At 72.9% G+C, this 17832-nt stretch carries 13 protein-coding genes and 1 pseudogene; 7 read left to right on the plus strand and 7 right to left on the minus strand.

The window, feature by feature from the left end; translation table 11 throughout:
* Positions 1-92 precede the first annotated feature (92 nt).
* The 4 genes and pseudogenes from M8H82_RS06000 (at position 93) to mgt (ending at position 4369) form a co-directional block, all read left to right on the plus strand.
* A complete protein-coding gene (locus M8H82_RS06000) occupies positions 93-1004 on the plus strand; it encodes a carbohydrate ABC transporter permease (protein WP_250071378.1) in 912 nt (303 codons plus the stop codon).
* Positions 1001-1834: a carbohydrate ABC transporter permease gene (locus tag M8H82_RS06005; RefSeq protein WP_250071379.1), complete on the plus strand. Its 834-nt coding sequence runs from the start codon at positions 1001-1003 to the stop codon at positions 1832-1834. Before M8H82_RS06000 ends, M8H82_RS06005 begins: the two co-directional genes overlap by 4 nt.
* Positions 1834-3105, plus strand: a complete 1272-nt coding sequence (locus tag M8H82_RS06010; protein WP_250071380.1) for an ABC transporter substrate-binding protein — start codon at positions 1834-1836, stop codon at positions 3103-3105. Before M8H82_RS06005 ends, M8H82_RS06010 begins: the two co-directional genes overlap by 1 nt.
* A 30-nt stretch (positions 3106-3135) precedes the next feature.
* A pseudogene (gene mgt / locus M8H82_RS06015) lies at positions 3136-4369 on the plus strand (macrolide-inactivating glycosyltransferase).
* A 63-nt stretch (positions 4370-4432) separates the two neighbouring features.
* Here mgt and M8H82_RS06020 read toward each other — a convergent pair.
* Positions 4433-6697, minus strand: coding sequence for an MMPL family transporter (locus tag M8H82_RS06020; RefSeq protein WP_250071382.1), 2265 nt, complete (start codon positions 6695-6697; stop codon positions 4433-4435).
* A gap of 215 nt (positions 6698-6912) precedes the next feature.
* On the opposite strand from M8H82_RS06020, the gene M8H82_RS06025 reads away from it, so the two are divergent.
* The 3 genes from M8H82_RS06025 to M8H82_RS06035 all read left to right on the plus strand — a co-directional run bounded on the left by M8H82_RS06025 (position 6913) and on the right by M8H82_RS06035 (position 9401).
* On the plus strand, positions 6913-7461 hold the full coding sequence (locus tag M8H82_RS06025) for a DUF1697 domain-containing protein (protein ID WP_250071383.1): 549 nt from the start codon (positions 6913-6915) through the stop codon (positions 7459-7461).
* A gap of 115 nt (positions 7462-7576) precedes the next feature.
* Positions 7577-9043 (plus strand): hypothetical protein, encoded by a 1467-nt coding sequence (locus M8H82_RS06030; RefSeq protein ID WP_250071385.1) that lies wholly within the window; start codon positions 7577-7579, stop codon positions 9041-9043.
* A 37-nt stretch (positions 9044-9080) separates the two neighbouring features.
* On the plus strand, positions 9081-9401 hold the full coding sequence (locus tag M8H82_RS06035; RefSeq protein ID WP_250071386.1) for a hypothetical protein: 321 nt from the start codon (positions 9081-9083) through the stop codon (positions 9399-9401).
* Positions 9402-9410: 9 nt separating this feature from the next.
* Here the strand turns inward: M8H82_RS06035 and M8H82_RS06040 are convergent, their stop codons facing one another.
* The 6 genes from M8H82_RS06040 to M8H82_RS06065 form a co-directional block, all read right to left on the minus strand.
* Positions 9411-10748: a protein kinase gene (locus M8H82_RS06040; RefSeq protein WP_250071387.1), complete on the minus strand. Its 1338-nt coding sequence runs from the start codon at positions 10746-10748 to the stop codon at positions 9411-9413.
* Between the two features lie 4 nt (positions 10749-10752).
* Complete coding sequence (locus M8H82_RS06045) at positions 10753-11625, minus strand: protein phosphatase 2C domain-containing protein (RefSeq protein WP_250071388.1); 873 nt, start codon at positions 11623-11625, stop codon at positions 10753-10755.
* On the minus strand, positions 11619-12284 hold the full coding sequence (locus M8H82_RS06050) for a tellurium resistance protein (RefSeq protein ID WP_250071458.1): 666 nt from the start codon (positions 12282-12284) through the stop codon (positions 11619-11621). The genes M8H82_RS06045 and M8H82_RS06050 overlap by 7 nt, the downstream gene beginning before the upstream one ends.
* 168 nt (positions 12285-12452) lie before the next feature.
* Complete coding sequence (locus tag M8H82_RS06055) at positions 12453-14096, minus strand: hypothetical protein (protein ID WP_250071389.1); 1644 nt, start codon at positions 14094-14096, stop codon at positions 12453-12455.
* Entirely contained in the window at positions 14093-16594 is a 2502-nt protein-coding gene (locus tag M8H82_RS06060; RefSeq protein WP_250071390.1) for a GTPase-associated protein 1-related protein, read from the minus strand. Before M8H82_RS06060 ends, M8H82_RS06055 begins: the two co-directional genes overlap by 4 nt.
* Positions 16591-17832, minus strand: a complete 1242-nt coding sequence (locus M8H82_RS06065) for a hypothetical protein (RefSeq protein WP_250071391.1) — start codon at positions 17830-17832, stop codon at positions 16591-16593. Before M8H82_RS06065 ends, M8H82_RS06060 begins: the two co-directional genes overlap by 4 nt.

Here is a 17832-nt window from a genome sequence, read left to right on the forward strand (position 1 = left end):
AGGTGCGCGGTGTCTTGACGACGCCCACCCCTGTCACGACCATGACCAGGCCCACCTCGAGATCGCCACGAGCCCCACGAGGAGCCGCTCACGTGACCCTGGTGACCGCGACGAGGCGGTCCGCGCGGAAGGCGCCGCTGGACCGCGGGGCCTGGTTCCTGGTGCTGCCCGCGCTGATCCCCATCCTGCTGCTCAGCGTCGGGCCGCTGCTCTACGGGATCCTGCTGGCCTTCACCGACTCGCAGTCCGGGCGCACCGAGCCCACCCAGTGGATCGGCGGTCTCAACTTCCGGGACCTGTGGCAGGACACCCTGTTCTGGGAGTCGTTCCGGATCGGTCTGGTGTGGGCCGTCGGGGTCACCGTGCCGCAGTTCCTGCTGGCGCTCGGGCTCGCCCTGCTGCTCAGCCAGGACCTGAGGCTGCGCTGGCTGGCCCGCGCCCTCGCGATCGTCCCGTGGGCCATGCCGGAGGTCGTGGTCGGGGTGATGTGGCGGCTGGTCTACAACGCGGACGCCGGCATCCTCAACGAGACCCTGCGCGACCTGCACCTCGGTGACGGCCGCGACTGGCTCAGCGGCCTGGCCACCGCCCTGCCCGCCGTCATCGTGGTCGGCGTCTGGGCGGGCATGCCGACCACGACCGTCGCCCTGCTCGCCGGCCTGCAGAACACCCCGCGCGAGCTGCACGAGGCCGCCGCCGTGGACGGCGCCGGGGCCTGGCGGCGCTTTCGGACCGTCACCTGGCCCGCGCTGCGGCCGGTCGCCCTCGCCATCACGGCGCTCAACCTCATCTGGAACTTCAACTCCTTCGCCCTGGTCTACGTCCTGACCAGCGGCGGCCCCGGCGGCCGCACCCGGCTGCCGATGCTCTTCGCCTACGAAGAGGCCTTCCGCTACGGCCAGTTCGGCTACGCCGCGGCGATGGGATGTGTGATGGTCGCCCTGGTCTCGGTCCTGCTCGCCCTGTTCCTCGTGGGCCGGCTGAGGGGAGGGGACGAGTCATGAGGACGCGCCCCGCCGCCCGCGTCGCCCAGTACGCCGCCCTGCTCGGTTATCTGGTCTTCCTCGCCTTCCCCTTCCTCTGGCTGATCTCCACCGCCTTCAAGCCGCCCCGCGAACTCGGCAGCCTCCACCCCACCTGGATCCCCGAGAACCCCACCCTGGACAACTTCCGCCAGGCCTTCGACGAACAGCCGCTCCTCCAGGCCGCGGGGAACTCCCTGGTCGCCGCGGTGTCGGCCGCCCTGGTCGCCGTACTGATCGCGACTCCGATGGCGTACGTCATGGCCCGCCACCGCACCCGGCTCGCGCGCGCCGCGACCGGCTGGGTCGTGGTCAGCCAGGCGTTCCCGCTGGTGCTGGTGATCATCCCGCTGTTCCTGGTGCTGAAGAACCTGCGGCTGATCGACTCCCTGGCCGGGCTGATCCTGGTGTACGTGGTGTGGGCGCTGCCGTTCGCGCTGTGGATGCTCGTCGGCTACGTCCGGGCCGTGCCCACCGAGCTGGAGGAGGCGGCCGCCGTCGACGGGGCCGGCCGGCTGCGCACCCTGGTCTCGGTGACCGCGCCCCTGCTCGCGCCCGGGATCGTGGCCACGGGGCTGTTCGCCTTCGTCACCGCGTGGAACGAGTTCTTCTTCGCGCTGGTCCTCCTGAAGACCCCGGAGAAGCAGACCCTGCCGGTGATCCTCACCCACTTCATCGGCGCGGAGGGCGTCGCCGACCTCGGCCCGCTCGCCGCGGCCGCGTTCCTCGCGACGCTGCCCTCCCTGGTCGTCTTCGCGATCGTCCAGCGCCGCATCACGGGCGGCATGCTCGCCGGGGCGGTGAAGAACTGATGCGCGCACGCTGGATCCTCGTCCTGCTGCTGCTCCTCGCGGGCTGCACCGGCGGCGGTGACGCCGACGACGGCCGGATCACCCTGCGCTTCCAGTCCCTGGCCTGGCAGGAGGAGTCCGTCGCGGTCAACAAGGAACTCGTCGAGGAGTGGAACGCGAGCCATCCGGACGTCGAGGTCGAGTACGTGCAGGGCAGTTGGGACAGCGTCCACGACCAGCTGCTCACGTCCTTCGAGGGCGGCGAGGCACCCGACATCGTGCACGACGCCTCCGACGACCTCGCCGACTTCGCCTACGGCGGCCATCTCGCCGACCTGACCGACCTGCTGCCGGACCGCCTCAAGGCCGACATCCCCGAACGCAGTTGGCAGACGGTGACCTTCGGGGACGGCATCTACGGCGTGCCGTTCCTCCAGGAGCCGCGCGTGCTCATCGCCAACGCCACCTGGCTGAGGAAGTCCGGCGTCCGCATCCCCACGCCGGAACACCCCTGGACCTGGCCGGAGTTCCGGCGGATCACCGAGGAGCTGAGCGGCGACGGCACCTACGGCGTGGCCTGGCCGCTGAAGGAACCCGTCTCCGCCACCCTCAACCTCTCCCTGTCGGCCGGCGGACAGCTCTTCCACCGGAACGCCGACGGCAAGGTCGAGATCCGCTTCAAGACCGCCGACGAGGTGGTCCCCAGGACCATCCACGACCAGGTCAACTCCGATGGCAGCGCCTCCGGTTCGACGCTCGGCAGCGGTGGCTCGGACACCCTGCCCGGCTTCTTCGGCGGCAGGTACGCGATGGTCCCGCTCGGCTTCTCCTACCGCCAGCAGATCGTGCAGCAGGCCCCGGAGGGCTTCGACTGGCGGGTCCTGCCCGCCCCCGCGGGCGCGGACGGACTCACCCAGGGCGTCAGCCCGCAGACGCTCTCCGTCGCCGCGGACAGCCCTCACCCGGAGGAGGCGGCCGAGTTCATCGACTTCCTGCTCCAGCCGCGGAACATGGTCCGGCTCGCCCTCGGCGACTGGATGCTGCCGACCGGCACCGAGGCGCTCCAGGACCCGGCGCTGCGCACGGCCGAGCACGACTGGGCGACCGGCACCGCCCTCGCCGCGCACCTGCGCTCGGCGCCCGCGCAGTCGGTCCGCGGCTACCCGGAGTGGAAGGACAAGGTCGCCACCCCCGCCCTGCAGGAGTACTACAGCGGGGCGATCGGCCTCGACGACCTGCGCGAGCGCCTGGAGGAGGACGGAAACCTGGTCCTCGCCCGCTATCAGAGGTGACGGCCCGGACATCACAGCACTCCTAATAAGTTGCACGAGACGTCTCGTCTCGCTTAAGGTTCAGGGCATGACCTCACCCGCGCACATCGCCATGTTCTCCATCGCCGCCCACGGCCACGTGAACCCGAGCCTCGAAGTGATCCGTGAGCTCGTCGCGCGCGGACACCGGGTCACCTACGCGATCCCGCCCGCGTTCGCCGAGAAGGTCGCCGGGACCGGCGCCGAGCCGAAGCTGTGGAACTCCACCCTTCCCGGCCCGGACGCCGACCCCGAGGCCTGGGGCAGCACCCTGCTGGACAACGTCGAGCCGTTCCTGGCCGACGCGATCCAGGCGCTGCCCCAGCTCGTCGAGGCCTACCGGGGCGACGAACCGGACCTCGTCCTGCACGACATCACCGCCTACCCCGCCCGTGTCCTCGCCCACCGCTGGGGCGTCCCCGCCGTCTCGCTCTCGCCGAACCTCGTCGCCTGGGAGGGCTACGAGGAGGAGGTCGCCGAGCCGATGTGGGCGGAGCCGAAGAGGACCGAGCGGGGGCGGGCCTACTACGCCCGCTTCCACGCCTGGCTGGAGGAGAACGGCATCACCCTGCACCCGGACCGGTTCGCGGGCCGCCCCGACCGCTCCCTCGTACTGATCCCGAAGGCGCTGCAGCCGAACGCCGACCGGGTCGACGAGTCGGTGTACTCCTTCGTGGGCGCCTGCCAGGGCGACCGCGGCGCCGAGGGGGAGTGGCAGCGGCCCGCCGGTGCCGAGAAGGTCGTCCTCGTCTCGCTCGGCTCGTCCTTCACCAAGCAGCCCGGCTTCTACCGGGAGTGCGTCAAGGCATTCGGGGAACTGCCCGGCTGGCACCTCGTGCTCCAGATCGGCCGCCATGTCGACCCCGCCGAGCTGGGCGACGTACCCGCCGATGTCGACGTGCGCTCGTGGGTGCCGCAGCTCGCCGTGCTGAAGCAGGCCGACCTGTTCGTCACCCACGCCGGCGCGGGCGGCAGCCAGGAGGGGATGGCCACGGCCACCCCCATGATCGCCGTACCGCAGGCCGTGGACCAGTTCGGGAACGCGGAGATGCTCCAGGCGCTCGGTGTGGCCCGGCAACTGTCCACCGAGGAGGCGACCGCCGAGGCGCTGCGTGAGGCCGCGCTCGCCCTCGTCGGCGATCCGGAGGTGGCCGCGCGGCTGAAGGAGATCGCGGCGCAGATGGCCGAGGAGGGCGGCACGCGGCGGGCGGCCGACCTCATCGAGGCCGAACTCCCCGGCCGGTGAGCACAGCCGAGGGCCCGTCGGTTCCCCCGTGAACCGACGGGCCCTCGTGTCATGCGGTCCGGATCAGACCGGGACGCGCTCCCCCTCGTCGTCCCGTACCTGCTGGGCCACCGCCTCCGGCGCCTCGTCGTGCGTCAGGTCGGGCAGCCGCTCCAGCCACTTCGGCAGGTACCAGTTGCGCTCGCCCAGCAGCGCCATGACCGCCGGGAGCAGCACACCCCGGATGATCGTCGCGTCGATCAGCACCGCCGCCGCGAGACCCACGCCCATCTGCTTCATGGACTGCATGGACAGCGTGCCGAAGATCCCGAACACGGCGACCATGATGACCGCGGCGCTGGTGACCACCCCCGCCGTGGTGACCACCCCGTGCTTGATCGCCTCGTTCGTCGTACGGCCCTTCAGCCGCGCCTCGCGGATCCGGGAGACCACGAACACGTGGTAGTCCATCGACAGGCCGAACAGGATCACGAAGAGGAACAGCGGCAGCCAGCTGATGATGGCGCCGACGCCCTCCGCGCCCACCAGGGACGCCCCCCAGCCGTGCTGGAAGACGCCGACCAGGATGCCGTAGGCCGCGCCCACCGACAGCAGGTTGAGCGCGATCGAGGTGATCGCGATCGTCAGCGACCGGAAGGACAGCAGCATCAGCAGGAAGGCGAAGACCACCACGAACGCGAAGACGGGGACGACCGCTCCGGCCAGCTGGTTGTTGAAGTCGTGGCTGCCCGCGACCTGTCCGGTGATCGGCGCCTCGATGCCGTCGACCTTGCCGAGCGTGGCCGGACGGACCTCGTCGCGCAGCTTCTCCAGGTTCTCGCCCGCCTTGTCCAGGTCGGAGCCGCCGACCAGCGGGACGTAGACGAAGGCGAGGTTCTGCTCGTCGTGCAGCTTGATCTCGACCGGGCCGCGCGAGGCGCCCGAGTCCACGGCTTCCCGCTTGAAGTCGGCGAGCGCGCCCTGCACCTCGGGGGCGTTGATGTCGTCCGCCTTGACGACCACCTCGGCAGGCTCGGAGCCGCCGGGGAAGGCGTCGTTGACCCGGTTGTAGGTCTGCACGATGGGCAGCGAGTCGCCGAACTCCTGGTCCAGCGTGAGGTTCTGCGTCTTCATGCCGATCGCGGGGGCGGCGACCGCGAGCAGTGCGCCGGTCGCGACGACCGTCGAGATCAGCGGCCGCTTCAGCACGGTCCCGAGGACGGCCGTCCACAGTCGGCTGTCCCGGTTGACGGCGCGGCGCTTGCGGCGCAGCTTGCTCTCCGGGTGCAGGTAGGGAATGCGGCCCTTCTCCACCCGGTGGCCCAGCAGCGACAGCACCGCGGGAAGCACGGTCACCGAACCGACCATGGCGACGGCCACCACGATCAGCGAGGCCAGGCCCATCGCCTCGAAGTCGGCGATACCGGTGAACAGCATGCCCGCCATCGCCACGCACACCGTGACACCGGAGACCACGATCGCCCGGCCACTGGTGGCGGCGGCGATCCGCAGCGCCGTCTGCGGGTCCTTGCCGGCCGCCCGCTCCTCACGCTCGCGGCGCAGGTAGAACAGGCAGTAGTCGACGCCGACGGCCAGACCGACCAGCAGCATCACCGAGTTGGCGACATCGCCCATCGGCATGACATGGCTGACGATGCCCATCAGACCCATCGTCGCCATGATCGCGGTGATCGCCAGGAGCACCGGCAGCAGCGCCGCGACGAGCGCGCCGAAGGCGATCAGCAGAATGCCGAGGGCCACGGGCACGGCCGAGTACTCGGCCTTCTTGAAGTCGTCCCCGAACGCGTCGTCGAACGTCTTCATCATGCTGGCGGCGCCGATCTCCTCGATCGTCAGCGCCGGATGGTCCTTCTGCACCTCGGCCACCGCGTCCAGCACCGGCTCGACCCGCTCGCTCGCGGTCTCCGCGTCGCCGCGCATGTCGAACTGCACCAGTGCGCTGCGGCCGTCCTCGGAGAGGGTGTCCGCGTCGTACGGCGAGGTGATGTCGGTGACCTTGCCGGTCGCCTCGACCGCGTCGATCACCGCGGTGACCGCGGCGCGGAACTCGGTGTCGGTGGCCTTCAGGCCGGCGTCCTTCGCCTGGACCAGGACGGTCTCGCCGGCCGGCTCGTCGATCCCGGCGTCGTCGATGATCTGCGCGGCGGTCTTCGTCTCGCCCTTGAGCGCCTGGCTCTCGTCCACGTCCACCCGGCCGGTCGCGGAACTGACCCCCATCGCCAGGACGACGAACAGCACCCAGATGCCGACGGCAGCCCATCGGTGCCGGACGCTCCAGCCGCCTGCCCGGGCGGCCAGACCCCGCACCCGTATGTCTCCGTTCCCCATGACGGGCTTGCCCCCTCGTATGCGGTGGCAGCCCCCTGCCGCCACCTTTCGCTTTGAAGGTATGCGGCGGATAAAGGCATCTCGTCGTGCTGATCGGTGAGCTGAACGCGGCCGGAATCATCCCCCTGGACCCCGCCCTCTCCCCACTGGGGAGGAGGAGGCCCCTTACATCTATGTGCCGACTGCCCATCCCGGTGCAGCCTTATGGTGTGCGGATGACGACGACGTATGCGGCGCTGCTGCGGGGGATCAACGTGGGCGGCGCCAAGAAGGTCCCGATGGCGGAGCTGCGCGTCCTGATGGCCAGGCTCGGCCTGGAGGACGTGCGCACCTACCTGCAGAGCGGCCAGGCCGTCTTCTCCGCCGCGCGCGGCGACGAGGAGTCCTGGGCCGCGGAGATCACCCGGGCGATCGAGCAGCGGTTCGGGTTCGCCGTGGACGTCATCGTCCGCGACCACGCCTATCTGGCGTCGGTCGTCGAGGACTGTCCCTTCCCGGCCGCCGAGCTGGAGGGCAAGCAGCTGCACGTCACGTACCTCTCCGAGCAGGTCACCGCCGAGCGCTTCGCCGAGATCGACCCGGCCGCCTTCCTGCCGGAGGAGTTCCGGCTCGGCGACCGCTGCATGTACCTGTACGCCCCGAACGGCCTCGGCCGCTCCAAACTAGCCGAGCAGCTGGCCAGGCCGCGCTTGACCAAGGGCGTGACCGCGACCACCCGGAACTGGAACACCGTGGTCAAGCTGCTGGAGATGACCGCCCCGTAGGCGGTCCGGTGCGGTCAACCTCCGGACACATAGCCCCCGTTGTCCCTAAGGTGAGACCCGCGGGACAACGGCGGCAGGGGGGCGGGGCAGCGTGGCGGGCAGAGTCTTACCCTTGTTGCCGCAGTACCGAAAGGACGCGGTGACGCGCCGGATCTGCGCCACGGTCCACCTCCACGACGACCTCGCCCGGGACATCGACCGCGAACTCACCGGCGACCGGCTCACCGCGATCGGACTCACCCTCGGCATCAACTTCGTGGCCGTCGCCCGCCACGCACGCGCCGCGGTCCGGCGCAGGAAGTCGCTCGACCGTCAACTCGCCGTCCTCGGCGTACTGTTCCTCGCCTCGCTGCTGATGGCCGTGTGGTCCCTGATCGCCGGCCACGGCTCCCTCGTCCTCGTCGCGGTCTACGGCCCCCCGGGCGTCCTCGCGGTCACCTGGGGCCTCGTCCACCACGCGCAGGCGCGGGCCAGGGACGCGGCCCAGCAGGTGTTCCACGGCGCCGAGAAGCCGGAGACGCTCGCCCCGCCCCTGGAACAGGCCGAGGAGACCCGGCTGCACGAGCTCAAGCGCTCCAACGTCCTGCCGTACGCCGACGAGACCTCCCTGACCAATCCGTTCGTCGGCAGCGGCAAGCGGCTCCAGGAGCGGGAGGTCATCTGGGGGCCCATCGACGTCAGCGAGCCGGCCGAGGGCCCCGGCGGTACCAAGCTGCCGGTGCTCGACTTCGACGCCATCGACCTGCACACCTACGTCGCCCGCCACATGGAGAGCATCTCCGGCCTGGACGGACTGCGCACCAGGAACCGGCTCTACGTCCTCGGCAGCCACGCCTATCTGCTTCCCGAACTCGTCCCGGACCGGACCCGGCGCCCCAACCCGCACGTGCCCAAACAGCTCGTCCAGGCAGGGCTGCACAAACCCGGCGCGGGCATGCGCACCCATCTGTGCCTGGAGCGCGTCGGCGAGGGCGGACGGCTCATCGTCTCCATGTACCTGCGGGCGATCCTCGCCAAGCCCAGCCTCAGCTGGGAGGTGGCCGCCTACGCGATCCCGCCGCTCGAAGCCCGCTTCCACGACGTCGACACCCTCCCGCTGGCCCGCTTCGACCGCTGGTGGAGCCTGGTCAAGTACACCACCGGGCACACCTGGTCCGAGCTGAGCGGCGCCCCGGGACGCATGACGGAACGCTCCCGGTGGCTGTACGACAACGAGCGCACCCTGCGCAAGCAGCGCCGCAGGATCAAGAACCAGCACGTCATCGTCGACCACGGCGCCGCCACCAGCCTGCGCGAGCGCTACGGCGACTGGGACCAGGCGGGCTACGCGGAGCGCATGGACGCGCTGGACTACCTCGTCCGGCTGCAGCAGGGCGTCCTGACCGCCACCGAGCGCTTCCTGAAGGACCACAACGTCGACACGAGCTCCTTCGACAGCGCGCAGAAGATCATCACGCAGAACTACCACGTCAACAACGTCAACGGGCCCAGCATCTTCGGCGCGGGCGGCACCATCCAGCAGAACAACGGCCCCCAGGGCGGCGGGCCGCAGGGTGCGGGCGGGGGCGGCGGAACACCGTAGGCCAAGCCCCGACCCGGTACGGAACAGGAGCCGGTACATGAGCACGTACCACATCAACAACGTCAACGGCCCGGCCAACTTCGGCGACAACGGCCGTATCGAGATCAACAACGGCCCCGACGCCGTGGCCCTGCTGCGGCTGGCCGACCAGCTCGTGGAGCGGCTGCGCCTGGAGAGCCCGGCGCTGGTCCCGCAGGCCCAGGTCGTCCAGGGTGAGCTGGCCGGTGCCGGGCAGGACGGGCGGCCCGCCGACCGGGGCCGGATCCGGGCCGCCCTGGAAACCATCGGCATCGGGGTCGCGGCGGGCAGCGGCGGACTCGCCCTGGCCCAGGAGATCGGACGCGTCCTGGGCCTGTGAGCGGCCCCGCTACCTGGCGCGCACCACCGCCCGCGCCCCGCCGCCGAGGTCCAGTTCCAGACCCGAGCGCAGCGGTACGGTCTGGCCGGGGGCGATCTGCTGGGACGTGCCGTCGGAGCGGGTGCCCGTCCAGGTGTCCCCGGAGCGGTTGGCGATGCCGAACCGGCCCGGCTTGGCGGGGTGTTCGACCAGCTCCGCCACCACGCTCCGGTCCGAGCAGTCGTGCCGGGCCGGTTCGGGCAGCAGATGGTGGGCCTGGACCCGGGCCGCCCGGCGCAGCCGGATGTGGTGCTCGGCGCGCGGTGGCGGGGTCGTCACCGTCAGCCGGGGCGGCAGCACCAGCCGCGCCCCGCACCCCCAGCAGGCCCGCTCCGGCGGGTTCTCGCCCGGCTCGGTCATGTTCTGCCGCCCGCAGGAGGCGCACTCCACCACCGCGTCCAGCACCGCCCGCAGCGCGTTGCGCCACTCCGTCTCGCGCACCCGGGCCGCGGGGTCCCGCAGACCGACGGTGAAGCTGCGCACGAACAGGTGCTGGAGGGTGCCGACCGCCGCGTCCCAGGTCGCCAGCACCGTCGCGTGCTCCATCGGGTCGGGCGCGTTGGAGTCGTCCACCGGATCGAACACGAACAGCGGGCTCTTGCCGTACAGCCGCTTCTCCGCCGCCTCGTCGAAGCAGTGAATGCCCAACTCCCGTCTGCCTTCCAGCGGATGGTGGTTCATCAGCAGCATGAACAGCAGCACGGCCAGGGAGTGCAGATCGGACTGGGTGCCCGGCCGGGCGCCCGGCTCGGCGCGCACCAGCTCCGGCGCCATGAACTTCATCGTCCCCGAGATGCCGCTCGCGTCGCCCTCCACCACGGCGTTGTCGTTGTCGCACACCAGCACCTCACCGGTGGCCGGGTCGAAGAAGACGTTCCCCCAGGAGATGTCCCGGTAGGCGATCCCGCGCGAGTGCAGCGCCTGGTACGCCTCCACCGTGTAGAGACAGGCCGTGAGCAGCGCCCCCGTACTCGTGCGCAGTTGGCGCCGGAACAGGTCGGGTAGGCCCTTGAAGCGCTCCGGGCGCAGCTCCATCAGATAGCCGAACGAACCCCGGTACCCGGCCACGTACGCCTCGGGCCACAGGAACCGGTCGTCGTCGAAGTCCCGCTCCACCAGCTCCTGGACGATCGCCGCCTGCTCCGGTGTCGCACAGGTCGGGTAGTACCACTTCAGGGCCTTCTCCCCGGCCGCCGTCCGCACCCGGTACACCTCGCCCTGGCCACCGGCGCCCAGCATGCCGATGATCTCGGCCTCGTCGCCGTTGTCCACGGCCAGCCGCGTCCCGCTGTCGAGCATGCCGCTCATCCGCTCAACTCTCCGTTGTCTCTTCCGTTGTCGACGTCAGGTGCACCGGCCGCAGCGCGGCCACCAGCGTCGTGTCGTCCCCGGAGTAGCGCGAGGCATGCCGCAGCCACTCCGGCAGCACCTCGCGCACCCCCGCCGTGCCCTCTTGCGCCAGCCGGTCGTCCAGCCCCTCGACGAACTCCCGGTAGCCGTCCGCGGCGGCGAAGCTCTTCGACAGACCGTCCGTCGACAGCACCACCAGACGCGGCCCGCGCGCCTCGTCGAACAGCGGCGCCCAGTGCGTACGCACCGCCCGCCACGCCTGGGCGCCGCACAGCGACTCCGTCTCGTCGCCGAGATCCTCCTCGGCCGGAGCCAGCGGCCGGCGCAGCTCCCCGTCGTGCTCGACCACCGCGAGATCGCCGTCGCCGATCTGCCAGGCCACGAACAGCCACGGCGTGAGCACGGCGCCGACCAGGGTGGTGCCGTACAGCAGCAGCTTGTCGCCCGGCTCCGGCTCGGGCGCGCCGTCGTCGGCGACCGGGCGGTGCCGGTCCCAGTGACCGAGCGCCTCCGACCGCCACTCCTGCACCAGGGCGCGCGGGAAGTCGTCGCGGGCGTACGCCATCAGCCGGGCGAGCCGCCCCGGCGCGTGGCAGTCGCGGGCCGCGCGGCCGAAGGAGACCGCCAGCCCCAGGAACCGGTCCACGGCGAACCGGGCGCCGAGCTCGCTGCGGGCGTGCACCGCCGAGCCGTGTCCGTCGGCCACCGCCAGCACCAGCGGCTCGTCCCCGGAGCCGGTGCCCTCACAGGCCCACCAGTCCTGGTTGCACCGCTTGCCGACGCCCTGGACGCTGTCGCCGAGTGTGTCCCAGCGTCGCACCCCGAGCGTCACCACACGTCGTCGTCATCGTCGTCGTCCAGGACCGGCGGCGCGTACGGCTGCTGCTTCGCCAACGGGTCGGCCGCCCCGGCCACCGGCTGCGAGGCCGCCTTGACGGCCGCCGTGGACGCCCAGCGGATCGCCGCCGCCAGCTGCTTGGGGCTGTTGGCGTCCAGCGGCTGCAGCTCGGGGTTGGCGAGGAACTCCTGCAGCACCCCGCGGTCGGCGTCGGTGCCGATCGCGATGGCGACCCGCACCGCCTTGCGCCCCCACGGGGTCGCGTCGATCGCCTTCAGACCGGCCTTCCAGTCGTCGGTGGGCACCCCGTCCGACACCAGCGCCAGCACCGGCTTCAGCGCCCGCTGCGGCATCGGCGGGCTCTGCAGCTCCCGCGCCACCAGGGCCAGCGCCTCACCGAGGTTGGTCATGCCGTCCACCTGGACGTCCTGCCAGGTGAAGGCGTCGACCGGCACCGGCACCTGATGGTGCCACTGCGCGGTGGTGGAGAACGTGACCGTGCGCAGCAGGAGCTGGGCGGCGGGATTGTCGTGCGCCACCGACCGCATCTCCGGGATCGCTTCTCTGATCGCGTAGTTGAGCTGGCCGATCTTCTCGCCCTGCATCGAGTACGAGCAGTCGAGCAGCCAGATGAAGTGGACCGGCCGGCTGGCCATGGCCCCGCCGGGAATGTCACTCACGCCGTTTCCTTTCCTCTCGTCGTTGCCGTCAGACCAGCAGCCACTGCGCCAGCCCGAGGAGTGCGAGCACCGTCAGCGCGATGGAGGCGACGAACACGCCCGCCATCACCCGCCGCCAGCGCCCGAGGGACGGTGTCACCCGTGTCATGCGGGGGTCCTCTCACGGTCGCCGGTGCCACGCAGCCGGATCCTGCGCTCCCGGCCGCCGGAGCCGCCCGCCCCGCCCGGCCCGGCCAGCGCGCCGGTGCGCAGCCCCGAGGCGGCCAGCAGCCAGAGCACCGGCTCGGCCGCCCGCCGCTGCTCGCTCTCCAGCGGCCCGGTGCCGGTGGCGGCGTGGGCGCTCACCGCCCAGTAGCGGGCCGCCCGGAAGTCGTGCCCGAGGGCCCGGACCAGCGGGCCGAGGCCGATCTGCTCCAGCCAGCCGTCGATCTGCGCGCCGGGCACGGCCAGGGTCGTCAGCTGGTCGAGGATGTCCCGCTTGGTGACGACGGTGGCCACGGACAGCCGCCCCCGCCGCCCGGTCAGCGCCGCCAGCTCGCCGGTCAGCCGCTGGTACGTGTCCCAGGGGCCCTGCGGCGAGGGCCGTGCCGCCCGGGCCCGCGCGAGATCGTCCGCGCCGAGCCTGCCGCGCACCTTGGGGTCGGCCAGGACGTCGGCGACGAGCACGACTCCGTTCGCGTGCTGGAGGTAGTGCTGGGCGCGCACCCGGTCGGCCTCGCTGACCGATTCGCCCATCGGGTCGTACAGGTACAGCAGCCGTCGCCGCCGTCCCCGGGTCACCGTCAGCATCAGGGCGCGTGGCTGGCCGCCGGTGGTGGCGCGGGCCCAACCGGTCTGCCGCAGTTCCTGGTTGAGGTCGTTCGCGGCGGTCCGGTCGTCGTCCGAGGCGTACTCGACGGTGAGTTCACCGCGCCGCGCGCAGGCGTGCAGCCCCTCCACCATGGCCGCCATCAGCATCGTCTTGCCGGAGGAGGTCCCGCCGACCAGCGGCGCGTGGACGACGCGGGTGGTGCCGGTGATCCCGGGCAACCGCCGGTCGCAGTGCGGGCACCGGGTCGTCAGCGCCCCCCGCTTGGCGAACCGGGTCGTCGGCAGCCGGCGCCCGCAGCCGCACCGGTGCCACAGGACGCCGTACCGCCCGGGCCGCAGCGAGCCGTGTCCCGCCTCGCAGCCGGGGCAGCGGTGCACGGCCAGCGGCACCGGCTGGTAGCAGCCCGGGTAGGGGCACTTGACGCGCACTCCCCGGGCCAGCGCCCAGCCCCGCTCCGCACCCCGCAGCACCGGCACGGCCGTCGCGCAGCCCAGCCAGACCAGCGCCAGCAGCAGCGCGAACACCACGAGGAACACCCCGAGCAGCAGGGTGGCCAGAGCGGTGCCGATGAGCGCCCCCGCCGCCGTGCCCGGCGCCACGAACACGATCAGCAGCACGGCTCCGGCCGGGGAGCCGGTACGAGGGCCGGAGGGGAACCGGCCGCGGAACAGGTTCCTGGAGATCCGCTCCAGCCAGGGGTCGGCCAGCGCGGTCCACATCTTCCGCATGCCGTAGGCCGCGGCGGTGCCGCCGTCCACCCACATCTGCCGCCACCAGTAGGCCAGGTGGGCGGGTTCGGCGCCCCCCACGGCCGGGACCCGCTGGTCGGGGCGGCCCGGCTGCCAGGGCCCCAGGCCCTGCCACACCCCACGCACCCCGATCCCGAGGAATTCCCACAGCACCCGGCCCAGGCCCACCCCGGCGGCGATCAGCGCGCACCACAGGAAGTAGAACGTCACGACGGTCATGGCGCTCATCGACGGCCTCCCCGGTATGGCGGTTCCACGTCTCCGGGCCAGGCGGCGCCGGGTTCCGCGCGCCGCCCCCGTCCGGACAGCCGCCCCGCGAGCCGCCCCAGCGCGCCGGGCCGGTTCCAGGACCGGAACGCGTCGAGCTTGCTCCGCCCGGCCCGTTCGAGCGCCGCCTCCACCTCGGCGACGTCCTCGGCGGGCAGCGCCTTCACCACCGGCCGCAGCACCTTGCCGAGCAGTGCCGCGCCGGTCTCGTCCCAGGCGGGGTGGGTGCCCGGGAAGGCGCTCCACGCGCGGAAGCAGACGGCGACGTACGACGGCACGACGCGCAGCCGGTCGGCCACGGCCGGGGAGCGCCCGGCGCGTTCGTAGGCGGCCAGCAGCTCCGGTTCGCCGGACCGGGCCAGGGCGTACAGCTCGCTCTCCGGCACCGAGTCCGCCACCAGCCGCCGGGCCAGCGCGTCGAAGGCCCGGTGCAACACCGTGTCCGGCACCGGATCGGCGGCGCCGTCCCGCAGGGACAGCACCCGCCGGACCCACTCCTCGCCCTCGCCCGGGGTGCCCAGCAGCCCGGCGTACTCCAGCAGGAGCAGCGCCGCCCGCTGCCCGGGGCGCAGTTCGGTGGTGAAGCAGCGCAGCAGGTCCGCGGCGAGGGCGGGGACGTCCCGGTCGTCGGCCGGCGCGGCGAGGGCGGCGTCGATGAGCAGGTCCCGGGTGCCGGCCGCCCGGTGCAGATCGGATCCGAGTTCGTTCAGCAGCAGGCTCGCCTCCTGCCCCGTGGGTAAATCCCCGGCGGGCCACACCAGCCGCAGCGCGGTCCGCAGGACGGACGGGTCGGCGTGCGGGGAGGCACCGGCGGTGCGCAGCGCCCCGTGGAACCGGGCGAGCCGGTCGCCCCCGGGCTCCGCGAGCACGCACATCCGCAGATGCGGGAAGCCGGGCTGCAGCCCGACGGGCAGACCGGAGCCGGCCAGCGTCCGTGCGGCGGCGGGCGGGTCGGCGGCGGCCAGCGCGTCCAGCGAGCCGAAGAGCGCCAGCCGCAGCGCCGGATGCTCGTGCACGGCATCGAGCAGGGCGGGCGTACCGAGGCGGGGCGCGGTCGCGTCGGCGGTCTCCGCGGTCCGCAGGGCGGGGTGCCCCACGGGGTGCTCGCGTGCGGCCGGCCGTTCCTGCGGTGCCGTGTCCACGAGGGCGCGCGCGAGGCGGCCGGCCAGCTCGGGCAGCAGGTCCTGGCAGTCGACGCCGAGGAGATCCGCCACCCGCAGCAGGGTGAGCGGCCGGCCGTCGGCGGGCTGTGCGGCGTCCGCGACGCCCTCGCGCAGGACGGGCGCGAGAGCGCGGGCCAGGTCGGCGTGGACCTGCGGGGTCAGGGACCCGGGGCGCAGCGCGGGAACCGGGCCGCCGCCGCGCACGGCGCTCGCCAGCACGCGCGCGGCGAGCGGCGCCGACACCGCGGTCGGCACCTGCCCGTCGACCCGCTCCCAGAGGGCGGCGAGCGCGGCCGGTTCGTCCGCGTCCTCCCCGTCCCGGCACAGCCCGGCGATCAGCGCGCCCAGCGTCGCCTCGGGCAGCAGCCGCTCCGCCGCCCACCGGGCCGCCACGGCCCGCGCGTCCGACGGCAGGCCGATGCCCTCGACCAGTGCCGCGACCGTGAGCGGCCCCAGCCCGTCCACCGGGTCGCGGAACAGATCGGGCCGGCCCGCGATCCAGATCCGGGCGCACACCTGCGCCCAGGTGTCGGTGACCGGCTCCGACGGCGGCCGCCGGGTGCAGTCGTGCACCCGGTACCGGTGGTCCTGCGGGATCTGCTCCGACGACGGCAGCACGCCCACGATCTGCTGCCGGGCCTGCTGCGGACGGCGGGTGTACGTGGTGAACGTCAGCCGGTGCGCCTGCTCGCGCGGGAGCACCGCGCAGGCCAGCGCGATCCACTGCGCCACGTCCGCGCTGTCCTGCTCCACCAGCACGAGCTGACCGGCGCCCGGATCCTCGGCGACCGCCCGCAGATCGGCGAAGAACGGCGCCAGCCAGGGCTGCCGGGAGGCGGCGAACGCGACCAGGCCGTCCCGGCGCAGCAGCCCGGACGGCTCGAACCGGTCGACGGGTCCGGGCCGCCCGTCCGGGGGAGTGGTGTCGGACCAGCGGGGCGACTCCCAGGCGGTGATGGGCAGCGCCCCGTCCGGCAGCCGGGCTCCCGGCGGCAGATGCACCGCGTGGGCGTGGAAGTTGCCCCAGCGCCCGGTGTAGTCGGCGCCGGTGTAGACGGAACGGCTCAACAGCCGTCCCCCGTCCGACAGTTCGGAGAAGGCGAAGGCCTTCGGGAAGCTCTTCAGCTCCTCGGTGTCCGGCCGGGCCGGGAAGTCGCGCGGCGGCTCGTAGCCGATGAGCTGCTCCGCCTCCCGCAGCAGCCCCTGCGGCACCCCCGCGCTGACCGCGGTGAACCGGAAGCCCGAACCGTCCGGGCCCGGCGGCGCGGACGTGTAGTGCAGCTGGGCCGGCGTCACGTGGCCCGCTCCTTCCCCGTCGTACGGTGCACCGGCAGCAGTCCGCGCCGGGCCAGCAGCCACAGCAGCGGATCCTCCACCCGGATCGGCTGCGGACCCGACTTCGGTGCGTCCGCGGGCGCCTCGGCGGGCGGCGGGGCGCCCAGCGCGGACAGCCCGAACAGCGACAACTCAGCGAAGTCGAGCTCCAGTTGGCGCAGCAGCGCGCCCGAGTCCCAGTCGGTGAGCAGGGAGCGGATCTCCTCGTGCACCGCGAGCCGGTCGTCCTCGTCGAAGGTGCCGCCGGGGTGCGGGGCGTTGCGCAGGACCGGGGAGTGCGGGTCGAGCAGCGGCCTGAGCATGTCCGTCTTGGTGACCGCCACCGCGATCGGCGTCGCCACCCGGCCCCGGGAGCCGCCCTTGCCGTGGGCGCGCAGCTGGCGGGCCAGGTCGGCGGCGATCTGCTGCGGCGGGGTTTCCACGACGGGCAGCGGAGGCCCGTCGTGGACCGGCAACCGGTCGCGCACCGAGCCGAGTTGCAGCGGGTCGACCAGCAGGACGATGCCGTCGGCGGCGCTCAGGTACCGGGTGTAGCGGTCCATGGCCTCGGCGCCCGCGAGATCCTCGCCCGCCGCGTCGAAGAACACCAGCGCGGTGTGCCGGGTGCCCGAGCCGAGGCGGCTGCGCCGGGGCAGGCTGAGCCGGTACAGCAGCGGGTCGTTGAAGCCGAGGGCGGCGGGCCGGGTGGCGTCCGGCAGCCGCAGCCGCTCGTACAGGTCCTCCGCCATCTCCCGGTCCCGTACCTGGGTGCTCTGCCCCATCGCGGCCAGCGAGGCGTGGTAGGCCTGGCCCACCCGGTGGTTCAACTCGTTGACCAGCACCGAGACATAGGTGCTCTTGCCGGACGCCTTGGCCCCGACCAGGGCGATGATGCGGCTGTCCTGGTCGCAGTAGTCGCTCGGCAGGTCGCTGTGGCAGGACCCGCACACCCGGGTCGTGGTGCCCACCCCGCACCCCGGGCACGGCACACTGCTGCCCGAGCCGACGCGCCATCCGGCCCTGCGGGCCGGGGTGAACACGGGCCCGCGCATCCGGGCCCCGGGCGGCACCCCCGGGCCCATGAACCCGGCCCAGACGTCGTCGCGTTCGGGCCCGCAGGGCGAGCCGCCGCGGACGCCGGTCGGCGTCATCAGACAGCGGTAGGGCAGCTTCGCCGCGGCGCAGCGGGCGAAACAGTAGGGGCAGATCACGGTCGTCAT

Origin of the sequence: Streptomyces sp. YS415 (genome assembly GCF_023544665.1) — a bacterium.
Classification (GTDB): domain Bacteria; phylum Actinomycetota; class Actinomycetes; order Streptomycetales; family Streptomycetaceae; genus Streptomyces.